We start from the raw sequence: 23,006 nt of genomic DNA on the forward strand, positions 1-23,006 counted from the left end.
GTTTTCTACCTCGCTGTCTGATCAGCGCAAAGCCTCGTCGCTTTGCGAAGCGCTGCGTTGATGCGGTCCTGCCAGCCCGGGCCATCTTCCTGAAAAGAGGCCAGCACATCGCCGTCGATCGCATCGAGACGGTCTCAGTCGCGACAGGACCTGAACGACGCTCGACGGCCGTCGCGGGTGTCTTGGCCGGCTTGAACAGCGCTTCAGCGGGATTGACGGGTCGGCGGGGTGTCGTTGCGATGGGCTCCATAATCCATACACCTATCCCTCAGGGGGAGAGTTCTCACGACTCCCGCTCGCGAAGAAAATGCCTGTTCAGGCTAGTGCCGGGTCAACAAAGGTTCGCCATCATCAAAGTTACCATTGCTGGCCGCATCATAGGAGTTCACGCTTCTGCCGCCGCCACGCGTACCAAAGGCGGTCAGGCCGATCATGATCTCTCGGGCTCGGTCGACGGCAGTGTGTTCGTCGATATAGGCCGCGTCTGCAACGTAAACGGTCACAGCATCACCGTCATCGCCGATGAAGTCGACGCGCCAGCCGTTGCTTTCGTGGATCACCTTCGTGTTTGTCAGGTGCATGGCTTCAACCCGCCTTGCGGCCCTTGAGGTCTGCCTCGACGCTCTTGCGAAGAGCGTCCATGATATTGACCACGTTGGATTTGGGCGCCGCTTCCTCGGCTTTCCCTTTCGCCGTCTTCTTCGGCTTCAGCGCCTTCTTCTTCTCGTTGATCAGCTTGAGCAGGCTGGTCTGGATGGGATCGCTGACCATGTTCGGCGACCAATGCGCAGACTTTTGCTTGATGAGCTTCTGAACAAGCGGCACGAGATCGGGATCGGCGTGGTCCTCGATATCCTCGAAATAGCTCTCCTCCGGCCGCACCTCGTCGCCGAACCGCAGCGACCACAGGACGATGCCTTCGTCACGAGGCTCCAGGATCACGGCGCGCTCTCGGCGTCCCATAACAAGCTTGGAGACGCCGACGACACCCTCCGACTTCATGGCATCTCGGATAACCGCGAAGGCTTCGTTGCCCACGGTATCGTCGGGCATCAGATAATGCGGCTTCTCCAAGTAGATCCATTCGATGCTGTCTGCCGGAGCGAACTTCTCGATGTCGATGGTCTTTACGGTGTCGAGCGCGACCCGATCCAGATCGTCCTCCGTCAGGATCACGTAGTCGTTCTCGCCGCGAGCATAACCCTTGGCCTCGTTGCCGTCCTTGACAGGTTTCCCCGTCACGCTATCGATGTACTGGGAGACAACCCTGTTCCCGGTATCCCTGTTCAGCGTATGGAAGCGAACCTTCTCGGACTCGGACGTCGCGGGGGTCATCGCCACGGGGCACGTGACTAGCGACAGCTTGAGGTAGCCTTTCCAGTAGTATCGCGGCGCCATGAACTGTCTCCCTCAGCTTGCCTTGCGACGCGGAGCGGCTCCGGAGGAGGCGGCCTTCGACGCCACTCCGCGTGCGGCGCGCTGCCGACCACCGCCTTGATTGGCATTGGCAGCAGTCCGTTTCGTTTTGGACTCGACGGAGGCGCCAGCTTTGAGAAGCCCCGCGCTCTCGCGAAGAGCCGCCAGCAGGTCGTTCGGCTTGGAGACCTCGACCTTCTTCGGCTTCGGAAGCGACTTGCCCTCCATCTTCGCCTTAACAAGCTCGGCGAGGGCGGCCTCATAGCGGTCGTCGAAGGTCGCGGGATTGAACTCGCCTTTCTTGGTCGCGATGATGTGCTTCGCGAGGTCCAGCATCTCGCCCTCGATCTTCAGCTTGGGCATCTCCTCGAATGCCTTCTTCGACGATCGGACTTCGTAGTCGTAGTTCATCGTGGTGGCGATCAAGCCCTTGCCGTGCGGGCGTATGAGCACGGTTCGCATGCGGCGGAACAGCACGGCACGGGCAATGGCTGCGACCTTCGACTTCTTCATGCCATCGCGCAGGGCGACGAAAGCGTCGCCGCCCATTTTGTCCGGGGTCAGATAATAGGGCTTGTCGAAGTAGACGTCGTCGACCTCGGAGCAAGGGATGAAAGCATCGATCTCAAGCGTCTTGTTGCTTTCCGGGATCGTAGCAGCGACTTCCTCGGGGTCGATGATGATGTACTGGCCGTTGCCGATCTCGAAACCCTTGGTCTGATTCTCCTTAGGAACGGGATCCTCCGTCTCGCTGTCGATGAAGACACGGTTGACCCGGTTGCCCGATGCCTTGTTGATCGTGTTGAAGGTGATGCGCTCGCTCGTCGAGGCTGCGGTGTACAGGGCGACGCCACAGCTCACTTCGCCAAATCTCAGAAAGCCCTTCCATTGGGCTCTATGTCCCGATGCCATGCGCTGTACTCCGAATCAGTGGTGTTGACTCAAAGACGTGCGGGGATGATTCGTTCCGACTCGAAACGAATCATTTTTCAATGACTTAGGGAATCGCGCTTAGAAATTGATTCCAATAAAAGCGCTGTATCGGCGGTTGATAATTTCGTTCGTCAAGTCATCCGCCTGGCTCGGATCCGCCAGTCGAGCGGGGAGGCGTGGACGGCGACGCCCCCATCGTCCGCGTCCATCTGAAGCGTCGCGACGACCCCATCTAGAGGCATCACCCCTGGCAGATTTTCGGCTCGAATGACTGCCGCGAGGTCATCGACGGCGTCTAGGCCGCGGGGTCGGTGTCCATTCCAACGTCCAAAGATAGCGCGTGATCAATCCTGTTCTTCCGCCACTCTGATAACGGGTTCGGCTAGCGCTACAGGCTTTATCTGATGGACTTCGACTATTTCCCGGGAACCACTGGAATCGCGGCGAGTTTCTCCAGTGGTAACCCATTCACGAGGAGATGCTCAATGACAAACAAACAGACATCCCGTGGTCGCGCTCAAGATCGCGCACGCGTCGCAGGCGGCCAGGATCATGAGGTCAAGTACGAAGCGAAAAAGGAAGGCGTCTCAAAAGATGCCGTCAAGAAGGCGGTGAGGAGCGCCGGAAACTCCCGGAAGAAAGTCGAAACCGAAATCGGTCGTCACTGATCGGACCCGAGTGGCGGAATTATCGAAGCCGTTGACGACCGCCGTGCGCGCCCGCCACGAACGACTTGCAGGTGCTCGAACTTCATGGCCATCGGGCGGCGGCTGCAACGATGCATTCGCGTGAGGCATTGGATGTCACAGGTAGAACATCCTGACCATTTGATCATTTCAAAGGCGGTGAGCCAGTGGTACCGCTACTACAATGCGCCTTGGGACGACCACGCTTCGTCATTCCTGTGTGATGCCGCTATCGCGCTCTACGATAAAGGCTGTCGGTCAGTAGATGAGATGGCGACGTTGCTGATCGAGACATACGTTGGGCTGGCTGCGACACGTGTGAACGCTCCTTCGTCGACGTCGATGCACTGAACTCACGGAAGGGAGGGCTTGGACCCCTGCGCCACAACATCGGTTTAGGAAGGTTCGCCACGACCAGCGACGTGAGACCTAGGGACGACGCCTGATTGGTAGGCGGAAGAAGATGACGACACCTAACTCTCAGAGCGATGGGTCTGACATATCGGAGGAGATCAGCCAGACCGTGGATGAGCTCCTCCAGATAGTCGGCGATGTCGACAGACACCATTTTCGTGACTAGCCTGAAGATGGCGGTGAACCTGCGCAGTGACGTTCAGTCGCAAACCGACGCATCCGAAGCGGACCGAGCCAGGCCCCTTGATTCGGTGATCATCGTTATTCCGCAACCAATCACAACGAACAGGACGACGGCGAACCATTGGTCGGCACCAACGGACAAGCTCCATTCGGGAGGAATGAAAATCCACGCGGCTATAATGGCGCTTAGGACGGTAGCGAGAAGGCCGGACCCTCGGTCGAACAATAGAGCTGCCAAGAAGACGGCAGGAACGAACAACAACAGAGGGTAGTGTTTGAGGGTTTCATCGAGGGCCATCCGCAGCAGAGCCGCCAACAGAACGATCCCAACGGTTATCGAATATCGAACGAGCCTCGACGACGGCGTTCTGGGGAGCACTGCAAGGAGGAGGTTTTCCGTGACCACCTAAACTATCGCTCACGGCCAGGGTCCCAGGTCGGGGAAGCCACCAGGGAAACAAGCAACACATCCCATAGAGGCTTCCGATGTCCTTCAGGATTTGGACAAAACTACGCTACGACAGTTACACCATGTAAGCACGAACTTAGGTCTGGTGCGCTTCCGTACCAATAATGTTCGATCATTCATGAGAAATAGCGGCCGCAGGCACGAACACGCGTGCGGGCGATGGGTGTTCCGCCGTCACCACCAATGCTCCACAGATAGCGGCGATAGCGATAAGAATGACGATTAACGGAAAACGAATACCTGAGGATTTTTCTTCTTCGTAGATCATGGACATTCCTCTTGGCGGCCCCGACGGCGCAGTGCGACGCCGCCGGTACTGCCTGCTAGGCCTCGATGATGTAGACGATCGTTAGCGCATCAGGATCGACGATAACGATCCGGCCATCCGCAAGGAGAAAGAAACGGTAGCCTTCGTACGCTGGCACGATCTTCACAATTCTCGGCGGCAGCCTTTCAAGGTGAACCCGCTTGGGGATTGTGGTGCCGACGGAGACCGTGAAGTCGACCTCTTTCACAGGTTCGACGTGGACTTCCTGGATGACCTGCCGGATTTCAGTCCGCTGTTCGACGGTGACGTTGACGTTGGCCTTGGAATTGGTCGACGCTCTGTTATTGACGTTCGTCTCGGTCGAGTTTTTGTTGGTCGTGCTCTGATCAACGGAATTCTTTGAAGCGTCACCGCTCTGGGTACTCGTGCCAGAAGTCGTGGAATTCTCTGTAGTGCCGCTCCTTGAGCCCGGCACCGCGCCGTTACTGCCCAACGTCGACTTCTCCTCAGTCGTCGTGCCGCCGGAGGTATCCTGCGACGCAGGCTTCTTTTTCATGTCGGTAGAGGATTTGCCGGGCAGAGTTCCCTCGCTCGAACCGTCGGTCGACTGTTGTTTCGAACTTTTCTGCGTATCGGACCCTTCGCCGCCCTTCTGCTCGGATTGATCTTTGGATTGCGGACATGCGCCTGAAGCGTCGGGAGTGCAGTCAGTTCCAGAGGCATTCGCGCCGGGCTTTGGCTGGCTCGACTGAGGCCCAGCGACGGCATCGGTGGAGGTTGACCCGGATTGCGTACCCGATTGAGCATCTGACTGCGTCTTCGTGCTGCTCTGGGCGGCGGCCGGAGCGGTTGCTAGCGGCGAGACGCTCAGTGATAGTGCGGCCAGGACCGCTGCAAGATTAGTGTGTCTCATGATAAACTCTCCGAATTCTGCACGGCAGCGCGGCCGCAGCGGAAAATCTGTGCTGCGGCCGGTGTCGCCGCTTGTTGATGATTGACGGCTGTCGCCGCCTACCGATCGCGGCTCAAGTGACTTACTGGATGACCTGGATTACCTTGCGGGTGGAAGGTTCGACGATCACGCGCTCATCGTTGACGATGGCGTAGGCGTAGCCAGTTTCATCAGGGATTGGCGTCACGACAACGGTGTCAGGAAGAGCCTGTCCGACGACGATCTTCTCCTTGACGACCACGCGTTCTTTGGGAGCAGGAGCCTTCTGGACGAAAGTGATGACCTTCTCCGACGGCATGGCCGACTGAGCGAATGCGGCGCTCGAGGTCAGGAGCACGGCAGTTGCGATTGCTGCTCTAATTTTCACGATGTTTCCTCCTTTAGCGGACCATTCCGCTGGGAGGCCAAACCTTCGCGCCGAGCACTCGTTCCAGACCCGGGACCTCAGTCCGGGGTCCACCGGACCTTAGTCCGAGGCTGCCAAATCATTGGTTTACTACGCGGCGCAACATCCGACTCGTCGACGTTTTCGACACCACCATCATGGCATCGATCGAGATCGCCTTGTCGCGATCCTGAATGTTCGAAATATTGTCTTCCAGAACCGCGAAGGGTCCGAGCATGTTGATGGTGATCGCATTGCTTGCGAACATTGGGGCTGCCGAAGCGCGGCGTGATGGTGGCAACCATCGCCGCGGAACGTTGACCTTGTAAACAGCAGTCGTCGTGACTGATATTGTGGAGAAGAAGCGTCGACGCGGCCATCCTCGCAGACGGTATCGTCAATTTGCTGTCGCCCAGCGTGGTCTGGTTCAATACTGGCCGCCAGGAGACTGGCATCATTGCCTGCCGAGAGGCCGATCGTGCGTAAACGGTATTTTGATCCCACGTTCCCCGGTCCGCCCTATCTGTTATCGGCTGTCTTATGGCGATCGTCTCGAAGGCGTCGTTTTAGCCGACCTGCTCCACAGTCAGGGTGCCCGCTGAGAGCGGCCTGATCAACGACTTTGCCGAAACGGTCGGATCGAGCCAGCCGGCCCATGCGTCGCGTTCGAGGATGACGATCTGACGGTCATGGTAGGGCGCGATGTCCGGTCCCGGCTCCATCGTCAGCATGGTGAATGCCGGCCCCACCTCCGGCGTTTCGCGCCAGGTGCCCGCGATGCAGAAGATCGGCTCGTCCTTTTTCGTGAACAGCCACTTGTCCTTGCGTTTCTTTTTAGGGACCTTCGGTTCGGTGAACTCGTAGAAGCCGTCGGCAATGATCAGGCAGCGGTTGGAAGTAAACTCCCGTCCTTCTGACCGGAAATTATACACTGGCCGCTTGTTCGGACCCGGCCAGCTCCAGCGCCGCTGCACGAGCTCAGCCTCGTCGCGAACGCCATCAATGGACCGGACGATTGGCCCGACATCGGTGATCTTGATATCCTCACGCGCTTGGAGGTTCGGTATGCCCTCGCCGAAGCGGATCTTGATCTTAAGATCGGAGAAGTCCTTGGCGATCGAGGCAGCGTCCACCGTCAGTCGATAATCATTACACATGCGTTCCCCATTTCAGGTTGGTTGCTTGAAGTAGAAGTTCCTGATATGTTCTATTTACGATGAGCGCGAAGGTTTTCCAGTCCGACGCCCCGCTCGACGAGCGCCGCGTCATCATAAGACGCCATGACGGCGATGTGGAGATGGTCGAGCTGCCATGGGGGCTGCGTCCCCGCGAGGGCGGCCCGGGCGCCGTCAATGTCGTCCGATCGGAAGGACGGACCTTTCCAGCCCACCGCTGTCTGGTGCCGGCTTCCGAGTTTCGCCACAAAAACTTCAGCTTCTCGCTCGCCAACAGTGACTGGTTCTATTTCGCAGGGATTTGGCGGCCCGAGACCAGTGGATGGCCGGAGGCCTACGCGATTCTGACTATCGAAGCGAATGCGGATATCGTGCCCTACCACGATCGGCAGATGGCGGTTCTGACACGCGATCAGCGCATGGCTTGGCTCGATGGGCTTCAGGGGGAAGAAGAAATCCTGCGGCCTCTGCCGGCAGGGACATTCCGGGTCAAGCGCCGTGCGGGCTCTTCTGCCCAGTCGATGCTGGCGGTTTAAGGCGCCAATCGCAACTCCAGGCTTCGTCCCGGAAGAGCTTGTTCGAATGTTGAGCTAAGATTTCTGACACCGGCGGTGGCCGCAAATGCGCCGCCACCGCAGATGGACCCGACTTTCGCAGGCTACAGCTTATATCCGCCGCTCGTTTCGATCACCTGCGCGGTGACCCACCGACCTTCATTGGATGCGAGGAAGGCCACCACAGCCGAGACGTCGGAGGTTTCGCCAAAGCGACCCAGCGCCGTATCTGCCTCGATCGCCTTCACCATTTCTGCATTCTCGCGAACGGCCGCGTTCATGTCCGTGCTGATCCAACCTGGCGCGACGGCATTCACGGTAATACGACGCGGGCCAAGTTCGGCGGCGAGCGCATGCGTGAGATTGTTGATGGCGGCTTTGACCATTGAATAGATCGGAACCACGGCCATTGGCCGAGCGCCAGCCGCAGAGGACACATTGATGATGCGACCGCCGTCCGCAAGGCGTTTCAACGCTGCCTGCACGACGAAGAAAGGTGCGCGCGCATGGACTGCAACCATCTCATCCCAGCTCTGCGGCGTAGCATCCGCCAGCCCGCCCCATCCGGAGTTTCCGGCATTGTTGACCAGGATATGGAGGGAGGAAGCTCCGTTGCGCTCCGTCAGTTCGCGACCAAGCTGGTCGAACAGGGACGGGATAGTTTCTGCATCCGCCAGATCGGCATGAAGTGCGAACGCCGCACCCCCGGCATCTTCGATAGACTTCACGGCCTCGTCGGCACCCGACCTGTTTGCGTTGTAGGTGAGGGCGACGGTTGCGCCTTCCTTTGCAAGACGTTCTGCGATCGCCCGGCCGATGCCCCGCGACCCTCCCGTCACGAGCGCGGTCTTTCCCTTGAGTGTCTGCGACATGGAATGTTCCTTCATTTTCAAAAGAGGTCGATAGGGTTGCGTCAGGCGACGCGGTCGCGCGCGATCGGGCCGGGAGCCGCTTCGATGACCGTCATGGCCAATCGTATGAGATCGGCGTCGCCGTTGAACTCATTGTCTGCAACCTTGTGCAGGAGCACGGCAACCTGTTCGATCTGACGGGCCGCCTTCAAGGGCCCAGCATTGACTGGCCGGAATCCGGCATCGACCACCAGGCTCCGGGTTATCTGTCCGGCCTGAACGTCGTCGGTTGCGTAGAAGACGGCCGGGCCGACAGGCGCTTCCGACCAGGCGGCTGCTTCAAGAACCGGGGCGGCGAGAAGGTTGAAGCCCTTCACGACACGCGCCTTTGGCAAGCGCTGCTGAAGGTTCTCGGAGGTCGAGCTGTCGCGCATGAATTCCACGTCATGGAAGTGCACGAAGTCCGACGTGACGTCGAGCGGGTTCATGGTCTCGATAACAATCTTGCCGTCGAGCGCGTCGCCGACTTCGGCGACGATCGCCTCTACCCGCGGCCAGTAGACCGAAAATAGCACAACCTCGCCGAACTCGGCGGCTTCCCGAATGGTGCCAAGGAGGGCCTTTCCTCCCAACTCCGCCAAGAGCGGTGCGAGCTTCCGATCCTCTCCGTCCTTTGCAATGACAAGGTCGTGGCCTGCGGCAGCCCAGGCGCGCGCAAGGCGTCCGCCAACGTTGCCGGCATTCAATATTCCGATTTTCATCTTCGTTCCTTTGACTTCAAGCTTCGACGCTGGGGTGCTTGCGTCGGCATGAGACTTAAGGATGTCCATCGAAGGGGATTAGACGCCGCAGTCACCTCAATCTGTTGCTTCGATGAGCAACAATCCCGTAGGAACGCCCAATCAGACCTCGTTTAGTCCTGGCTGAAGGATCCCCGACATAGATCGACGAAGCTTCTTACCTTCGGATCCATGTACCTCGTGGACGCAAAGACCGCGTGGACTGGCATCGGCGTGCCCGCCCACTCTGGTAACAGGTGAACCAGAGTACCTCGTTCGACATCGGGACATGCCATGAAGCGAGGAAGGTGCGCGACGCCAAGCCCGGCGACTGCCAGGTTCCTGGCCGCGACGATATTGTCGACCGAGCATCGGGGCGAGCGGAAGATGTTTTCGGTGGTCTCGCCGTTTACGAGCGTCCAGCTCGGGCGTCCCTTCGACGATTTCATGACGAGCTCGTGTTCGTTCAAATCGCCGACGGACCGAACCGGCTGCGACCGCTGAAGATATTCCGGGCTTGCGTATAAGCCGTAGGTGATCTCCCCGAGCTTCCGCGCAGAAAGATCGGAGTCCGGCAGTGTGCCGAGACGAATGGCGACGTCCACGCCCTCGTGAATGATGTCGACGAACCTGATGGAGTAGACGGTCTCTACCGCCACCTTCGGCCACAGCTTGAGATATGCCGCGATCCAGTTGTCGACGCGGGTGGTTCCGAATTCCGGCGTCGCGGTGATCTTCAAGCGCCCTTGCGGTTCCTGATGTTGGTGGGCAACCGCAGCTTCGGCCGCTTCGGCAGCCGCCAAAATCGAGGACGCCCGCTCGAAATAATCCCTGCCGACCTCGGTTACGCTGAGCCGTCTTGTCGAACGATTGAGCAGTCGGGCGCCGAGCTTTTCCTCGATCCGTTGCACGATCCGGCTCACCCGCGCCTTGTCAGTGTCGAGCCGCTGCGCTGCTGCCGTGAAGGACGCATTCGTTACGACGGCGACGAATACCCTCATCTCCGAAAAGCCGATTGTCGCCGTCATTCAGGTCTCCAGAAGCAGCTAGGAAAGCGAGAGGGCGCCCGCGCACGGGCGCCCCGGCACTCACTTCTTGATCGTGTCACCACTGGCGAGTTCAAGGAACAGGGCGACGTGGACGGCCGGCATGGATTCAAGCGTCCCTCCGATCGGCGATGGACGTACGGCCGTTTCGATCAGCTTCCGCGCCTCGGATGGCGACAGTGGTTCGCCCGGCTGCTTGTAGACCTTCTTCGCCTCTTCTTCCGTCAAGCCGTCAGGGATCTTTGGCGCATAGGGCGTAAAGTAGATCGCTGTATTGGGTTCGATCCTCCAGCTATCGGCGAGGGAGCCAGCGTCGACAACGTCATATCCGATGTTTTCGATGAAGCGCATGACGACCTCCTTGGCAGCTGCATCGCTTCCCGCGATGGGGAGCGTCGTCCGGCGGGCGTCGCCCTTCGGACGTGCGTTACCTTCCATGTGGATCCAGCCGAGATTGTGCATTCCCTTGACGACCTTCGCGCCTCGAAGGTGTCGCTGCACGAGTTCGCTCGACGTCAGTTCGCCGTTGTCGAGATCCGCTCTGCGAAACTCTCCAAGGCCGGGGTAATAGTTGCTCTGGTCGAGAACGATCTTTCCCGCGAGCTTGTCGGCTGGCAGCGCCTCGAATGTCGCCAACGGGATCGCGATCAAGACGATATCGGCGCTCGCGATAGCCTCCCCGACCGTGCCTGCGCGGGCAAGAGGGCCGAGTTCCTCTACGAGGTCAGCGAGCGTCTCCGGCCCGCGGGAGTTGCTGATCACGACGTGGTACCCAGCTGCGACGGCCAGGCGAGCGACTGCCTTGCCAACGAGGCCGGAGCCGATGATTCCGATTATTTGAGTCATTTTCCGTTTCTCTCTCTGAACGGCGGAGGCCCGCCAACATGTCGTGGTGCCTGCGGCGAACCTCGCTTGGGCTTCGTCCGCGGCACGACCTGAGATGCGGTTTTGTTCGGAGGCATAACAGTGCGAGCCCGAGCAACTGACTGTTGTCCCTGATGCGGACAATCGAAGCGGCACTAGTTCGAGGGCGAGAGGTTGTCCCTGAACCGTTCGCGGCAGAGATCAATGAACCGCCTAACCTTGGGGTCCATGTATCGCGTCGAGGCGAAGACCGCGTGAACGGGAACCGTACTCCGTGCCCAGCCCGGAAGGACGACCTCCAAGGTCCCGTCGCCGATGTGCTGCAATGCCAAATACTGGGGTAGCTGAACGATCCCGAGACCAGAGAGAGCGAGGTTTCGTGCGGTGATCGTATTGTTGACCACGCACCGAGGCGTCCGGGCGATCTTTTCGATCTGATTGCTGTTAACCAGAGTCCAGGAAGGGCGTCCTCGGGGAGTGTGCATGATCAGATCGTGATCCGCGAGGTCAGGCACACCTTGGATGTCGGGTCGGCTGCGAAGATACTCTGGCGAGGCATAGAGACCGTAGGACAGCTCGCCCAGCTTCCGAGCGGAAAGACCCGAGTCCTGCAGAGGTCCAATGCGGATGGCGACGTCAAAGCTCTCGTGGACGAGGTCGATGAGCCTGTTCGTGTACTCGGTCTCTACCGAAACCTTCGACCAGCGCTGGAGGAAATCGGCGATCCAGGCGTCGACCTGGGTTGTTCCGAATTCGACCCCTGCGGTCACCTTCAACCGACCCTGAGGTTCCTGCGCTTGCTGGGCCACGGCAGCCTCCGCAGCTTCCGCAGCAGCCAATATCGAAGACGCTCTCTCGAAATAATCGCGACCAACGTCGGTAACGCTGAGATGTCGGGTCGATCTGTTGAGCAGGCGCGCACCGAGCTTTTCTTCCATGCGCCGAACTGTACGGCTCACGCGCGCTTTGTCGGTGTCGAGGCGTTGCGCAGCGGCCGTGAACGAACCCACCGTCACGACCGCAACGAAAGCCCGCATTTCCAGGAAGTCAATCGTTGTTGCCATGACCAACAGTCTGATCAGCTGTTGTCCTTTGTCAACTTGTTGGGCGCGCTGCAGCTTGATCGTGTCAGGGGAAAAGCGATGCACCCGTTGGTGCGATTCAACCCAGCTAGTGGCAGTCCTGTGCATCTGATCAATTACTTAGAATTTCACGTCCTGAAGGGGCGTCCTTTATGAGCGCTCGGTGAGGACACTGAGCGAGCTGGACTGTCGCGAGAGATCGCCCGCTCAATCGCCGGCAAGACGACCGCAAGATCGCGATCGGCACGGTCTATCCGGCAACGACCGGCGTGCTGCCGGTATTGCTGTCGCGCATCGGCAGGAGTATCCCGATATCCGCATGCATAGCGAAAGCGGCACGATCGATGACATCATCCGCCATATCGAGGCAGGCCCCGTCAATCTCGGTTCATCCGGCCGGTGGAGAATATCGGCTCATTGCGCTTCTTCTCGATTGCCCATGAGCGCTACCTTCTGGCATTCGCCAAGGAGAGCCCGCTGTCTACGAGAAGCGACATCGATCTCGAGGATCTGCGCTCCCCGTGAGTGACCGCCCGTTGAGCGTAATCGATCGTAAACGCAGTACGAAATGATCTGAAGGGTGCAAGCAGGGCTCGCCTCCTAATCGAGAAACAAGAGAGCCCCAAATGTGGTTAAGTGCGGTGCCAGTGCGCGAGTATCGACTGGTTGATTAAGCGACGCGCCGCCGCTATCAGAATGTCACGGGTGCTCTGAGGGGCCTTGCCCGACACGGCCTCCTCCAGGAGGTCAGCCAGCTTCCTTGCCGTCTCCTGATCAGCTAGACCCTGGTAGATGCGATTGGGTTCGCGCAGTTGATTGAGTAGAGTGTTCACCTTGTCGGTCATGGAAAGAAGAACAACCGCACAAAGTAGATGTTCCTTTGTCCTCCCGGACGCATATGGATCACTCTCGGGCGGCGCGATTTTTACGCAACTCGTATGACGACATCAGCGATATCTGCGACGATAATTCCTCGGATGTCACTGGTCACCCGCAGCGACTATCCGTTGACGGAGTGCAGGGTGAGGCAAGCCAAAATATCAGCTCAACATGACTTTAGTGGTCTCTGGACTATCTCCTTAACGATCCGATAGCCGCTCAGCATTGGTCGGGTATAGCGGATTCTTCTCTCCCGATTTTCAAGGAGTACCGTTTGCTGAAAATTTACCGCGACACCGAGGGCACCGTCAGGTCGGGCGGAGCCGATGACGATTTGCCGGGTCACGTGATCTGGATGGACTTGCTCAATCCCGACGAAAAGGAGATCGAATTTGTCAGGCGCCGGGCGAAGGTGAGGGTACCGACGCGCGAAGCACTAAGCGAGATCGAAGCGTCGAGCAGGTTGTCGAAAGAGGGCAATCGCATCTATCTGAGTGCGCCGGTCATTGCACACGCGACGCTCGAGCATGCCGAGCTTTCCCCGGCAGGTTTTATCGTCGGCCGCGATTTTCTGATAACAGTTCGCTATGACAGCCAAGCCGCTTTCGATGCAGTTGCTGAGCGGCTGGTGCACGACGCAACGTTGGCTAGCGGCATGGGGGTTTTCGTTGCGCTGCTGGAAGCAATCGTGGACCGCGGCGCAGACGTGCTGGAACACCTGGCGTCCGCCGTCGATGAGGTGTCCAAGACAGTTTTCAAGGGAGACCTCAAAGGCTCGGCATCTCCTCACAGCTCCAATTTTACGCTCCGTCGGGCGCTGTCCAAGGTTGGGGCACTCGGTGATCGATCGTCAAAGGCCAGAGACGTGCTCCTCGGTGTTGGCAGGATGGCCGCTTTCACGTTGGATGTGTGTCACGATATGCTGTCGGACGAATTTCGAGACCAGCTCCACGCCGTGACGAAGGATGTCGCTTCGCTGAGCGACTACGAGACGCATCTTTCCGACAAAACGCAGTTCTTGCTGGACGCAGTTCTGGGCTTCATCACCATCGAACAGAACGACATCTTCAAAGTGCTGACAATCGCGTCTGTCGTTGGTGTGCCGCCCACGTTAATGGCTGGAGTATGGGGAATGAATTTCAAGTTCATGCCGGAGCTTAGCTGGACCTGGGGGTATCCCTTTGCATGGACGATCATTATCTTGAGCGCCGTCGCGCCGCTGCTCTGGTTTTGGCGCAAAGGATGGTTTTGATCCTGTCAGTCGTCGGAGGCCTTTGTCTGCAGGACCACGATCTCGCTCACGAATTTCCGAGATGCCGAAGCCAGATGCATAACAACTGACGGGTCAGACGGCAAGTAAGTGCACGGCTCGACGCCGGTCGGATCTGCAGACAGATCAGTTCTTTTCGGATGATGTGCTTACCTATCACCCCGTGACGTGAGGCAATGAACGCGCAGCAATGGAGGGTCTTCGCCAATTGCGCACGTATGCCGGAACCCGCTTTGCTAAAAGCGGTGGCCGAGACAGTTGAACGCGTAAACAATCTCTGGTGGCCGCTGCCGTAACGTGCGTTTACTCCGGAGAAGGTGCTCGAACGGACCGACGCATGTGAAGCGGATGACACCGATCCTCGAAACATGTGCCGGCTAGCCGGCGCAAAGAAACAAAAAGCGCAAAGCTTTGAACTGAGCGTCTTTCACAACAACCGCCGCGCTGACGCGTTCGTCTGCGGTTTGCCAGGCTGGAGCGTTTCGTGCCGGAGAGGAATCCAGAGAGACCGTGAAATGCGTCTCGTGATTTGATCGTGGGGTGAAGGCGTCCAATACCGCACGAGCCTCCCAATCGTCGGACCAATTACGTTCTGCCGATGGCCGTTCCCCTTTTTCCTCACCTTTTTCCACGGCGTTGCAGTCACTCGACGGAACGTTCAGCGGGGAGGGAACTTATCCTATGCCTGATAGGAGGAGCATCATGGACAGAGAACAGCAGCGGCGTGAGCGCGCCTATAAGATCTGGGAGGATGAAGGTCGCCCGGATGGCCAGCACGCAGACCATTGGCGGCGTGCCGAAGAGCAGCATGAGGCAACTGAAAAAGAAGCTGCCGATGTCACGGAAGCCAATCAGAATGCTTCCGATGAGTTCAACGGCGACAATGGAAACCGGCCCGTCACTGACATCCGGCCGCCTTCGACAGTCACTCCGGATTAGAGACCTCAATCATCATATGATTGGCTAGCCCCAGGGGGCACGATAGCTTCCGCTCTGAAAAGATCATCTCCCTTCCCGAGAAGACCGGTCCAGCGAGCGCCATTTCACCAAGAAGTTCGAGGAGCATGATCGCCGCTTCGATGTGGTCGATCAAGGCTAAAGCAGCGTCGAAGCCTGCGCTCGTATCCATCCTAGCGGTTCCGTTTCGATTGAGGTCGAAACGTTTTACGCTGCTTCGACGGTATCGCTCCGATTGCCCTCTCCTGCGTCGCGGCGAAGAGCTGCGAGGACATGATGTTGTCGATCGTATAGGTGGGGAAAGAGCCGGCGATGCCTGACAACTAGTGGACATCCTGCAGCACGCCGAGCGTATCATTTTGCCGCCACCTATGCACAGTTCGGTCGATTTCAGCGGCAAGCCCGGCTCCGGGCGGGCTCTTCCAATCCTCGCAGCGCGGTGTCTGTTCGCTGAGCAGATCAACGCCATCATCTCTAAAGCCCGCAAAGTCGGCGTTTGAATCCATGACAGATGTGGAACTCCGACGTCGGTTCGGGGTTGCTGTTAGCAAGGTCATGAAGGGAGAGCTTAGATGGCGCACAACAGTACGACAACGATCACGGCAACGTTTGGGACACGTGAGGCGGCGGACATTGCAGTCGAACATCTGGTTCAGCAGCATCGTATTTCCCGGCCTGACATTTTCATACAGGCAAACGGTAAGCGCAACAGTGCCGGTTCGCTGCCGTCAGGCGGCGACGCATCGCATCCTGGCGGCGTCCGACATGACGCCGCTCTCGAGGGTGACATCGAGGTGTCCGTCGAAATCACACCCGACAAAATCCCGGCGGTCCAGCGCAGCCTGGGGGATTCGGGTGCAATCCGCGTTACCAGAAAATAAAGCGAGGAACCTTCGATGAGGCAGTCAAGGCACGCAGATGATGACGAGCTGGTTGGCGTGATCACCGAAAAACTCGCCGCGCTCATCCGCGAACTCGAGGACGCTGATTGGAGTACCGACGACGTCGTATTCGCAATCGAGGACGTTTTGAACAAGAAGTGGCTTGAAAAGGCGAGAGCGCTGGCCACGGCGCGCGAGACTGTGCCCGACGATTTTGTTTCCGACGGAAACGAGGGATAGACCGCCGTGGATCACAATGAAGACGCCGTGCTGCCGAGGTTCCAGGTGATTGCTCTGAGCTCGCTCGATCCGGATGGACGCGATAGGGACAATGAGCCGAAACTTCTCTATCCCGATGCCATAAAGACAGCCAAGGAGCTGAGGTCCCAGGGCAAGGCATTTCGTGTTATCGCCGACGCCGAGGCGTCCATGGAGCAACGGCAGTCGTTCCAAGATCTGGGCGCAGTCGAGTAGAGCAGGGGAGGCGGCTGCTGAGGTGCGCTATCTGGCATGCTTCCTTTGTGATAATGAGGAACTTTAGAGCGATCTAAACATTTCTGCGCGAGATGGTGTGAACGCATATGCTTCAAGAGCACCTTTGCCGAGCCAGCCACTGGCAGCGCCGTCTTTTCAACTACCGGAATCATCCATGCCAGACGACAAGCCATTGTCGAAGTCGTTGTCTCCGAGGAAGAGGTGAGACTGCCTATTGGGATTGCCAGTGTGAAGCAGGGATTGGACATGCCAGCGGTTGACGGGCTGGCGTGCTCGCATCCAGGTCGCGAGCCAGGTGGTTCACGAACGTATCCATGACCCAGGACGAGCTCGCGAAGTTGCCGTAACGCCAACCAAATAGATCGTTTCTAACTGCCGGACTTAACCCCTCTGACGCCGTAATTCAGCGACGAACAAAACTTCCGGGCGAACGATGCTCGCCTTCTCCTAAAGGCTGATGAGCTAGCGGTATGACGATGTTTACCTAACTAATAGAAACATCCAGTGCTTGGAGTATATCTGGCGTTCGTCGCGGTCATGTCTTTCACCATGGACCACGGAAGCGGTGCCCGCGGCGCTTGCCAGCGGCGACATCGGTGATCCATACGGCACATCGATCAGATGGGGGGCGGGTGCGGCAGAGTTCCTATGCCGAGCGACGGAACCCACGCCTCTTGAAACCATTTCCACCGGATGAAGATCCGAGCCGCGTTCCTCAACCTGTCGGAAACCGTCGTTTCTCTGGCGGGGCATTCTCTCGTCCTTGCAGGAGCCGCCGCTCTCGTCGTGGTCTGGTGCGCCGTCGGTTTTGCTCTCGGTCCGCCAAAGGAGTGGCATCTTTTGTCGGCAATGTTCGGCACGCTCGTGTCGCTCTTCCTTCTCCTAATCATGCAGCATAGTCAGAATAGGGACATGGCGGCGCTCCAGGTGAAGGTCGACGAACTCATCAGGTCGAGTGAGGCTGGAAACCACATGATCGGCATCGAGCGGCTCGAGGCCGAAGAGTTGGAAAGATTGGCCGAGAACCGGACAACGTAATCGGGTTCGGGCGGTTCGCGCGGCGATATCGAGCGGCCGCGCGTTTCGAAAGCAGCGACCTCCGACGTCGTGACGTTACATGACGGTTGATTAGTGTTGGCCGATCGCGAACTAGTGGAACTGCAGCATCGTACAATGGTTTAAACGTCGTCGCCGGAGGTATCCATGATCAGGGAAATCGCAGTCGCTGCCGCATGCGCCATCCTCGTGCTGGAAGCCATGTTCACCCTTCAGCTCTACGGGCTGAACGCAGCGTCGGGCGCGTTGGCGGGAGGCACCGTAGGAGGGCTAGGAATCTTACTTGCGCGCTTTCGATGCAAGGCTTCTCGTCGGCGGCGACCCAACCGCCGTCTGTAGCACCGAGACAGGGCGCCTAAGTAGGATTGCGCTCCCGTTCCTCGGCTTTGTCCTCGGCGACCTCCTCGACACACTCGGCCTTTTCCGCCAGCTTTCGGCTCATTTCCCGAAGCTCTTGTTCCTCCAGCTTCTCGATACCGACGAACTTGTTCTGTGCCTGCGATGTCAGGATCAGCTCGTCCAGTTTCGCCTGAAGAGCCTTGCCATCGCGGTTCTGCGAGTTCTGAAGAACAAAGACCATGAGGAAGGTAACGATCGTCGTGCTCGTGTTAATGACGAGCTGCCAGGTCTCGGAATAGTTGAAAAAGGGGCCGGAGACTGCCCACGCCAGGACAAGAACAACGGCGAGCACGAAGGTCGCCGGCTTTCCGGAAAGGTCTGCAATGGCGGATGCGAACTTTGAAAATCCCTTGGACATTGCGTTGTCGCTCATGAAAAACCTCCTTGGTTCCCCGGAAAATGATAACGCGATCCGAGCTCGAGCAGTTCCGATCTTGGGACTTCAGTCTGAGGTGCCCCGTGTGCCGTGCATGGGAGACTTGCGTTGCGAAGCGCCAATGATAGTCGGCATTCGCTCATCCTGGCGCGAGTCGAGATCAATTAAGGTTTCTCGGAATCGTGGCCGAACGTATCAGGCAGCGTTCACGATGGTCGATAGCTACCGCGCCGCTTCACTGTTCCGCAGTGACGTGATCGCCAATTCGATCGGACCACAGCGAGATCGCCTCCTTCTACGGCCCTGCTCGCGTCTTCACTGCGCCGATCTTCCGGCGCTCGACAAGCCCAAAGTGCCGGGGGCATTCGCCCTCGATCGAGACCGGGGCACAGCAGCCCCATATTTCCAGGCTGCACCAGGCCGAGATCAAGTGCCTTCCCAACCTGCATATCGTGCCCAATGTCATCGTTGTCAGACTGGATCTCGACTCTGAAACCAGCCGCGCCCGAAAGGCGCGCCTCTGGCACCACGGAGTGCTACAGAGCATTGAGGCGAAGACCGTCGCACTGGGCTGCGGCGGCCGGGAAACGCCCGGCTTGTGGCGGGGACACGAGTAAGAAAAGAAGCCGTGCGGCCTTCGGGTCACCCGACGCGCGATTGTGGAAGTTGTCCCGGCGCGTCATCTAGCGGCGTCAGTCGTTGCAGCAACTCTGAGACAAGCGACGCCTCATCGTATTTGGACTGAGCAAGATCGATTGCAATACTGAGAGCCCGGCGACCCTCAATGCTGTCGATGCCGCAGTGGCGCGTGCGGCACCATTCGCGGACAGCACTCGTAACCAGTTCAATTTCGGAATCCGAGAGTGATATGACGGGTAGCAACATTTCTATGCTCCTGCGGCAGAACGGCAGAAGCAAAGCGCACTCCCAAGCGACCACTACCATGAGTTAATGAGGCCGATGAACACAATATACGCTCAAACAGCGAGTTCTGATACTCACTATGACATGGTCGGGGTAGTAGTCAGGGGGAGCTGGCGTTCGCTGTCTTTCCATCTTCGAGTACGGCAGCATTACTCGCCTGCGCGGACTGCCGCCTTTTGATCTACGAAACGCACCAAGTATGCTTATGTGCTTCGGCATGCGGCGTACATGCGATAAATCCTGTTCCGCAACCGTCAACGCGTTTAAAGCCAACGTGAGGCCCCGCGCAGGAGTGCCGCCCCGACGAGCGGCAGGAGAACTCAGACTTCTATCAGCTGTAGCCATTGTGCTCGTCGTTGGCGGTGACCCGGTTTCGGCGCCGAATACGGCGGTCGCGTGAGACCTGATTGAGGGCACTGAAAAATTCACGCGGCTCAAGCTTGCCGTTGAAAAACCGGTCGGCAGCGTCCAAAAGCTCCCCCAGGTCGACATTTGCGTTGCCGATCACCCGGTGTCGAATGAAGGCAACAAGTACACGGTCCATCGCACATCCTCAGGCCTGCCAGGAGCATCCGTCTAACAGGGCGGCGTAAAAACCGTTTTCCCAGTAATTTGTTCCCTACCAATTTTGGACTAAAGATACTTCGGCCGGTGCATCTTTTGGATGCATCAACAAAAAGTTAGATTCTCGTATAGGTAAATTATGCCTGCAGCAACCCGGGCGCCGGTCCACCCTGGACGGCGTCGTAATGCTGAATCCTACAGGCTTCTTCTGGCCGGTCGCTCGAACGGGCAAACTCGCTGCGAACTAAGTTTGGTCGACAGCCACAACACTCTCCAGCGGTGGAAGCGCGCAGACGAAGCATCTACCACTTTCGGTGATGGACGAACCTTATGATGATACCGCCCTTCCAAAGGGTAGTTTGTTAAGTGCTCAACTATGGGTGATAGTTCGTAAGGGCTGGGGTGCCTCGAGGGCGTCAGGAGGCTGACATGGAACCTTTAATCCGCGAAGTGCCACGACTTGCAAATGTCACCAAAGATATCTCGGTGACCACTCAGCTGCGACAGGAACTGCGATCCAATGGCTTTGCGATCATAAGAGGATTATTGACCCCGCAGGAGGCGAAAAGTTTGCGGCCGGTCGTCAGGCGATCGCTCAAGGCTAACGGCCGCTATTTGTATGGCGGCAAGTTTCAGCTACACGCCATGTACACGACAGAGGAAGTCGCGCGGTTTTTGACATCTGACGTCATCCTTGCTCGATTGAAGGAAATTACGATCCTCTCGAAGTCGTTCTTACCGGCGAGTGCGACCTGATGATCAACACGACGTCGTCATGGCACAACGATGTCCCGCACCATCCTCGCTGCAAGGATGGCAGTATCTTTGCCGACGACACGTTCAGGGTCTACAAGATTGCGTTCTATCTGCAAGACCAGGGGGACGATTCGCCGGCAACGTTGAAGGTTCGCCCGCGATCTCACTTGAAAGGCGTGGTCGAGAGCCTTCCGGCAAGAGGGCTCGGTGTCAAAGCGGGTGATGCAATCATATTCGACGTGCGCATCGAGCACGCCGGCCAGATGCCGACATTTGTTGACCGAAGCCTACGAAGGTTTTGCGAGCTGGCCGCTCGCCCACTTCATCTGGATGCGCAAAAGGCTTTCACCCTGAGCCGCGCGATCCTCCGCCGCATCGCTTTTACACAGGATCGCGTTGCAGTCTTCATGACGTTCGGTCCCGCTGAAGAACAGACCTATTCTTATGCCGATGAAGGTCGCCTTCGTCACCCAGGGACAAGAGGCACGCTCAGCACTGAAGTGCTGGCGCAGCTCTCACGGAACAACATACAACCGCCCATAATCGGCAGCCCCGCGTAAGGCCGCGTGAATGGCCGCTCGATGAGATCGAAGTCAGATGGATTTCGGTTGTGGCCAGCCGCGGTGCTGGATGTTTCATACATTTCGTCAAGGTAGCGCGATACTGCCCATCGATTGCAACTTCCAGGCAACACGGACAAGGCACGCTAGAAGTTCGCGCGGCATCGGCCGGGCGGCTGCGCTTGCCTTCGCAAGGGAAGGTGCCGCGCTAATCGGCGTGCACTACTCCGCCAATGCGGATGCGGCCAGCGCAACGGTGCGCGATATCGAGACGCTTGGCGTGAAAGCCGTTGCGGTAAAAAGCGACCTTCGACAGGGTAAGGAAGCTGCCGATAGCCTATGGACCCAGTTCGGCGAAGCGGCGCGTGCAGAAACCGGTTCGTCTGCTCTCGACATTCTGGTGAACAACGCAGGTATTGCACCAGCACTGCCTTTGAAGCAGACAAGTGAAGCCGCGTTTGATGAAGTGATGACGATCAACTACAAGGCGCCGTTCTTCCTGATCCAGGTAGTCGCCGACCACGTCCGCGACAACGGCCGGATCATCAATGTCTCCACCGGATTTACACGTATCGCGGAACCGACCCATCCGGCCTATGCTGCTTCCAAGGGCGCCCTGGAGACTTTGACGTTGGCGCTTGCACCGGAGTTTGCGGCGCGCGCGATCACAGTCAATGCCGTGCTGCCGGATGTGACCGAAACCGATATGAATGCGGAGTGGCTGGCTTCGCCTGACGCGCGCGCCGGCGCCGAAGCGCTCTCGGTCTTCTCGCGCGGTGGCAAGGCAGAGGATGTCGCCGACGTTATCGCCTTCCTTGCATCGAACGATGCGCGTTGGACGACGGGCCTGGTGATCGATGCCACGGGCGGCGCCCGGATCTGAACTGCATCAAGGTAGTTCACGTTCGAGCTGGCGAGGGGCGGTCGAAGCCTGTCCCCTTCGGCCCTGCGGCAGGTCCTGCTGGAAGGTTGCCTGCCTCGCCAATGCTGTCTTGATCAGAAAAAGCAAACATCTGCTTGGGTGCCGTCTCCGGCGCTTGTCGAAGGCAGGTGTCAGACCTGAGCCATGCCCCCATCCACGGCTACTTCTGCACCCGTGGTAAAACTGCTCTCGTCGCTTGCGAGGAAGAGGGCAGCGGCTGCCACCTCATCAGGTCTGGCCATACGCCCAAGAGGGATCATCTTGGACAGTGCATCTCGAATTTCCAGTGAGGCGGCCGCCATCATCGCAGTATCCGTCGGCCCAGGGCTGACAACGTTTACGCGTATGCCTTTGGGAGCAAGTTCGTTGGCCCATGTGCGTGCGAACGAACGGACGGCGGCTTTGGTCGCACCGTAGACGCCATAGCCTTTGGTGCCGATACCGCCCGCGATGGAGCCAATCAGCACAATCGTTCCGCCCGGCTGCATGATGTCGACGGCGCCCTGTGCCGCAAATACGAGAGCTCGCACGTTCAGGCCGAATGTCCGATCGAAATGATCCTCGGAAATGTCTTCTAATTGTGCGTGTTCGGATAGGCCCGCATTCACGACGAGCACGTCGATGCGGCCTTGTTCCGATCGGACCCGCTCGAAGACACGCTGAAGATCGGCGCTGTCGCTGGCATCTGCCCGAACCGTTCGGATGCTGCCCATGCCGGCTGACTCAGGTTGGCTCTCGGCTCCCTTGCGGCTAGTCGCGTAGACCTGCGCCCCTTCGCCGGCAAACCTCTGAGAAATGGCTCCGCCAATGCCACCGACACCGCCGATAACGAGGGAAATCTTGTTCGCTAGTCTGTTCATGTTAACTCCATCAAGACTGATGGCGCTAAGATATATTCTCTATACCTACG

The 23,006-nt window shown here is 58.3% G+C and carries 32 protein-coding genes and 3 pseudogenes; 14 read left to right on the forward strand and 21 right to left on the reverse strand.

Translation table 11 applies throughout. From position 1 onward, the window contains the following. Positions 1 to 5: 5 nt before the first annotated feature. The 4 genes and pseudogenes from FHX06_RS33890 to FHX06_RS33905 all read right to left on the reverse strand — a co-directional run bounded on the left by FHX06_RS33890 (position 6) and on the right by FHX06_RS33905 (position 2,328). Positions 6 to 241: pseudogene (locus tag FHX06_RS33890) on the reverse strand (BrnA antitoxin family protein). A gap of 79 nt (positions 242 to 320) precedes the next feature. After that, on the reverse strand, positions 321 to 581 hold the full coding sequence (locus FHX06_RS33895) for a hypothetical protein (RefSeq protein ID WP_018115264.1): 261 nt from the start codon (positions 579 to 581) through the stop codon (positions 321 to 323). Between the two features lie 4 nt (positions 582 to 585). Beyond that, positions 586 to 1,398 carry a Ku protein gene (locus FHX06_RS33900; RefSeq protein WP_183882489.1) on the reverse strand — a complete coding sequence of 271 codons (813 nt, stop codon included), beginning with the start codon at positions 1,396 to 1,398 and terminating at the stop codon, positions 586 to 588. A 12-nt stretch (positions 1,399 to 1,410) separates the two neighbouring features. Beyond that, positions 1,411 to 2,328 carry a Ku protein gene (locus tag FHX06_RS33905; protein ID WP_018115262.1) on the reverse strand — a complete coding sequence of 306 codons (918 nt, stop codon included), beginning with the start codon at positions 2,326 to 2,328 and terminating at the stop codon, positions 1,411 to 1,413. A gap of 506 nt (positions 2,329 to 2,834) precedes the next feature. On the opposite strand from FHX06_RS33905, the gene FHX06_RS33910 reads away from it, so the two are divergent. Together FHX06_RS33910 and FHX06_RS33915 are read left to right on the forward strand one after the other, a co-directional pair. Further along, positions 2,835 to 3,017, forward strand: a complete 183-nt coding sequence (locus tag FHX06_RS33910) for a DUF3606 domain-containing protein (protein WP_018115260.1) — start codon at positions 2,835 to 2,837, stop codon at positions 3,015 to 3,017. Positions 3,018 to 3,149: 132 nt separating this feature from the next. After that, a complete protein-coding gene (locus FHX06_RS33915; protein WP_113207518.1) occupies positions 3,150 to 3,386 on the forward strand; it encodes a hypothetical protein in 237 nt (78 codons plus the stop codon). A 262-nt stretch (positions 3,387 to 3,648) separates the two neighbouring features. Here the strand turns inward: FHX06_RS33915 and FHX06_RS36370 are convergent, their stop codons facing one another. The 6 genes from FHX06_RS36370 to FHX06_RS33945 form a co-directional block, all read right to left on the reverse strand. Further along, entirely contained in the window at positions 3,649 to 4,038 is a 390-nt protein-coding gene (locus FHX06_RS36370) for a DUF4118 domain-containing protein (protein ID WP_409564448.1), read from the reverse strand. 175 nt (positions 4,039 to 4,213) lie between these two features. Further along, on the reverse strand, positions 4,214 to 4,369 hold the full coding sequence (locus tag FHX06_RS33925) for a hypothetical protein (protein ID WP_183851326.1): 156 nt from the start codon (positions 4,367 to 4,369) through the stop codon (positions 4,214 to 4,216). A 55-nt stretch (positions 4,370 to 4,424) separates the two neighbouring features. Next, entirely contained in the window at positions 4,425 to 5,282 is an 858-nt protein-coding gene (locus FHX06_RS33930) for a DUF1236 domain-containing protein (protein ID WP_183851327.1), read from the reverse strand. Between the two features lie 121 nt (positions 5,283 to 5,403). After that, positions 5,404 to 5,691, reverse strand: a complete 288-nt coding sequence (locus tag FHX06_RS33935; protein WP_409564450.1) for a DUF1236 domain-containing protein — start codon at positions 5,689 to 5,691, stop codon at positions 5,404 to 5,406. Between the two features lie 115 nt (positions 5,692 to 5,806). Further along, positions 5,807 to 5,974: a hypothetical protein gene (locus FHX06_RS35860; RefSeq protein WP_246715769.1), complete on the reverse strand. Its 168-nt coding sequence runs from the start codon at positions 5,972 to 5,974 to the stop codon at positions 5,807 to 5,809. A 298-nt stretch (positions 5,975 to 6,272) separates the two neighbouring features. Then, positions 6,273 to 6,863: an SOS response-associated peptidase gene (locus FHX06_RS33945; RefSeq protein ID WP_113207521.1), complete on the reverse strand. Its 591-nt coding sequence runs from the start codon at positions 6,861 to 6,863 to the stop codon at positions 6,273 to 6,275. A gap of 59 nt (positions 6,864 to 6,922) precedes the next feature. Between FHX06_RS33945 and FHX06_RS33950 the strand changes: the two genes are divergently transcribed. Continuing rightward, the gene (locus FHX06_RS33950) at positions 6,923 to 7,417 is read left to right on the forward strand and encodes an SOS response-associated peptidase family protein (protein WP_183851329.1); all 495 of its coding nucleotides are present in this window, start codon (positions 6,923 to 6,925) and stop codon (positions 7,415 to 7,417) included. Between the two features lie 122 nt (positions 7,418 to 7,539). Here FHX06_RS33950 and FHX06_RS33955 read toward each other — a convergent pair whose 3' ends face one another. The 5 genes from FHX06_RS33955 to FHX06_RS33975 all read right to left on the reverse strand — a co-directional run bounded on the left by FHX06_RS33955 (position 7,540) and on the right by FHX06_RS33975 (position 12,123). Further along, a complete protein-coding gene (locus FHX06_RS33955; protein WP_018115257.1) occupies positions 7,540 to 8,307 on the reverse strand; it encodes an SDR family NAD(P)-dependent oxidoreductase in 768 nt (255 codons plus the stop codon). A 41-nt stretch (positions 8,308 to 8,348) separates the two neighbouring features. Further along, positions 8,349 to 9,116: an NAD(P)-binding domain-containing protein gene (locus tag FHX06_RS33960; RefSeq protein WP_018115256.1), complete on the reverse strand. Its 768-nt coding sequence runs from the start codon at positions 9,114 to 9,116 to the stop codon at positions 8,349 to 8,351. Positions 9,117 to 9,199: 83 nt separating this feature from the next. Further along, on the reverse strand, positions 9,200 to 10,093 hold the full coding sequence (locus FHX06_RS33965; RefSeq protein ID WP_018115255.1) for a LysR family transcriptional regulator: 894 nt from the start codon (positions 10,091 to 10,093) through the stop codon (positions 9,200 to 9,202). 60 nt (positions 10,094 to 10,153) lie between these two features. After that, positions 10,154 to 11,131 carry an NADPH-dependent F420 reductase gene (locus FHX06_RS33970; RefSeq protein ID WP_312866627.1) on the reverse strand — a complete coding sequence of 326 codons (978 nt, stop codon included), beginning with the start codon at positions 11,129 to 11,131 and terminating at the stop codon, positions 10,154 to 10,156. After that, entirely contained in the window at positions 11,131 to 12,123 is a 993-nt protein-coding gene (locus FHX06_RS33975; protein ID WP_312866628.1) for a LysR family transcriptional regulator, read from the reverse strand. The genes FHX06_RS33970 and FHX06_RS33975 overlap by 1 nt, the downstream gene beginning before the upstream one ends. Before the next feature lie 79 nt (positions 12,124 to 12,202). Here FHX06_RS33975 and FHX06_RS33980 point away from each other — a divergent pair. Continuing rightward, a pseudogene (locus FHX06_RS33980) lies at positions 12,203 to 12,573 on the forward strand (LysR substrate-binding domain-containing protein); the annotation flags it as partial. 116 nt (positions 12,574 to 12,689) lie between these two features. Here the strand turns inward: FHX06_RS33980 and FHX06_RS33985 are convergent. Then, entirely contained in the window at positions 12,690 to 12,902 is a 213-nt protein-coding gene (locus FHX06_RS33985; RefSeq protein ID WP_183851330.1) for a hypothetical protein, read from the reverse strand. A 308-nt stretch (positions 12,903 to 13,210) separates the two neighbouring features. Here FHX06_RS33985 and FHX06_RS33990 point away from each other — a divergent pair, with 308 nt between their 5' ends. From FHX06_RS33990 to FHX06_RS33995, 3 genes and pseudogenes are all read left to right on the forward strand, one after another. Continuing rightward, positions 13,211 to 14,188: a magnesium transporter CorA family protein gene (locus tag FHX06_RS33990; protein WP_018115249.1), complete on the forward strand. Its 978-nt coding sequence runs from the start codon at positions 13,211 to 13,213 to the stop codon at positions 14,186 to 14,188. 188 nt (positions 14,189 to 14,376) lie between these two features. Continuing rightward, positions 14,377 to 14,587 (forward strand): annotated as a pseudogene (locus FHX06_RS35865) (type II toxin-antitoxin system HipA family toxin); the annotation flags it as partial. A 321-nt stretch (positions 14,588 to 14,908) separates the two neighbouring features. Further along, positions 14,909 to 15,145, forward strand: a complete 237-nt coding sequence (locus FHX06_RS33995) for a DUF2934 domain-containing protein (RefSeq protein WP_113207526.1) — start codon at positions 14,909 to 14,911, stop codon at positions 15,143 to 15,145. Here the strand turns inward: FHX06_RS33995 and FHX06_RS34000 are convergent. Beyond that, complete coding sequence (locus tag FHX06_RS34000) at positions 15,132 to 15,335, reverse strand: hypothetical protein (protein ID WP_018115247.1); 204 nt, start codon at positions 15,333 to 15,335, stop codon at positions 15,132 to 15,134. The two genes, FHX06_RS33995 and FHX06_RS34000, sit on opposite strands and share 14 nt — an antisense overlap. A 400-nt stretch (positions 15,336 to 15,735) precedes the next feature. Here FHX06_RS34000 and FHX06_RS34005 point away from each other — a divergent pair, with 400 nt between their 5' ends. From FHX06_RS34005 to FHX06_RS34020, 4 genes are all read left to right on the forward strand, one after another. Beyond that, positions 15,736 to 16,044 carry a hypothetical protein gene (locus tag FHX06_RS34005; protein WP_183882491.1) on the forward strand — a complete coding sequence of 103 codons (309 nt, stop codon included), beginning with the start codon at positions 15,736 to 15,738 and terminating at the stop codon, positions 16,042 to 16,044. Between the two features lie 15 nt (positions 16,045 to 16,059). After that, on the forward strand, positions 16,060 to 16,284 hold the full coding sequence (locus FHX06_RS34010) for a hypothetical protein (protein WP_183851333.1): 225 nt from the start codon (positions 16,060 to 16,062) through the stop codon (positions 16,282 to 16,284). 6 nt (positions 16,285 to 16,290) lie between these two features. Continuing rightward, entirely contained in the window at positions 16,291 to 16,518 is a 228-nt protein-coding gene (locus FHX06_RS34015) for a hypothetical protein (RefSeq protein WP_113207530.1), read from the forward strand. A gap of 714 nt (positions 16,519 to 17,232) precedes the next feature. After that, positions 17,233 to 17,577, forward strand: coding sequence for a low affinity iron permease family protein (locus FHX06_RS34020; RefSeq protein WP_183851334.1), 345 nt, complete (start codon positions 17,233 to 17,235; stop codon positions 17,575 to 17,577). Positions 17,578 to 17,950: 373 nt separating this feature from the next. Here FHX06_RS34020 and FHX06_RS34025 read toward each other — a convergent pair whose 3' ends face one another. The 3 genes from FHX06_RS34025 to FHX06_RS34035 all read right to left on the reverse strand — a co-directional run bounded on the left by FHX06_RS34025 (position 17,951) and on the right by FHX06_RS34035 (position 19,838). Further along, complete coding sequence (locus FHX06_RS34025; RefSeq protein WP_183851335.1) at positions 17,951 to 18,367, reverse strand: low affinity iron permease family protein; 417 nt, start codon at positions 18,365 to 18,367, stop codon at positions 17,951 to 17,953. 645 nt (positions 18,368 to 19,012) lie between these two features. After that, positions 19,013 to 19,255 carry a hypothetical protein gene (locus FHX06_RS34030; RefSeq protein WP_183851336.1) on the reverse strand — a complete coding sequence of 81 codons (243 nt, stop codon included), beginning with the start codon at positions 19,253 to 19,255 and terminating at the stop codon, positions 19,013 to 19,015. Between the two features lie 370 nt (positions 19,256 to 19,625). Next, positions 19,626 to 19,838: a hypothetical protein gene (locus tag FHX06_RS34035; RefSeq protein WP_018115239.1), complete on the reverse strand. Its 213-nt coding sequence runs from the start codon at positions 19,836 to 19,838 to the stop codon at positions 19,626 to 19,628. Positions 19,839 to 20,287: 449 nt separating this feature from the next. Here FHX06_RS34035 and FHX06_RS35870 point away from each other — a divergent pair, with 449 nt between their 5' ends. The 3 genes from FHX06_RS35870 to FHX06_RS34045 all read left to right on the forward strand — a co-directional run bounded on the left by FHX06_RS35870 (position 20,288) and on the right by FHX06_RS34045 (position 22,057). Then, on the forward strand, positions 20,288 to 20,614 hold the full coding sequence (locus FHX06_RS35870; protein WP_246715772.1) for a hypothetical protein: 327 nt from the start codon (positions 20,288 to 20,290) through the stop codon (positions 20,612 to 20,614). Continuing rightward, the gene (locus FHX06_RS35875; RefSeq protein ID WP_246715774.1) at positions 20,614 to 21,174 is read left to right on the forward strand and encodes a hypothetical protein; all 561 of its coding nucleotides are present in this window, start codon (positions 20,614 to 20,616) and stop codon (positions 21,172 to 21,174) included. Before FHX06_RS35870 ends, FHX06_RS35875 begins: the two co-directional genes overlap by 1 nt. A 70-nt stretch (positions 21,175 to 21,244) precedes the next feature. After that, the gene (locus FHX06_RS34045; RefSeq protein WP_246715776.1) at positions 21,245 to 22,057 is read left to right on the forward strand and encodes an SDR family oxidoreductase; all 813 of its coding nucleotides are present in this window, start codon (positions 21,245 to 21,247) and stop codon (positions 22,055 to 22,057) included. 170 nt (positions 22,058 to 22,227) lie between these two features. Here FHX06_RS34045 and FHX06_RS34050 read toward each other — a convergent pair whose 3' ends face one another. After that, positions 22,228 to 22,956: an SDR family NAD(P)-dependent oxidoreductase gene (locus FHX06_RS34050; protein ID WP_113207535.1), complete on the reverse strand. Its 729-nt coding sequence runs from the start codon at positions 22,954 to 22,956 to the stop codon at positions 22,228 to 22,230. Positions 22,957 to 23,006: the final 50 nt, after the last annotated feature.

The organism is Rhizobium sp. BK512 (genome assembly GCF_014194915.1).
In the GTDB taxonomy this organism is placed as follows: Bacteria; Pseudomonadota; Alphaproteobacteria; order Rhizobiales; family Rhizobiaceae; genus Rhizobium.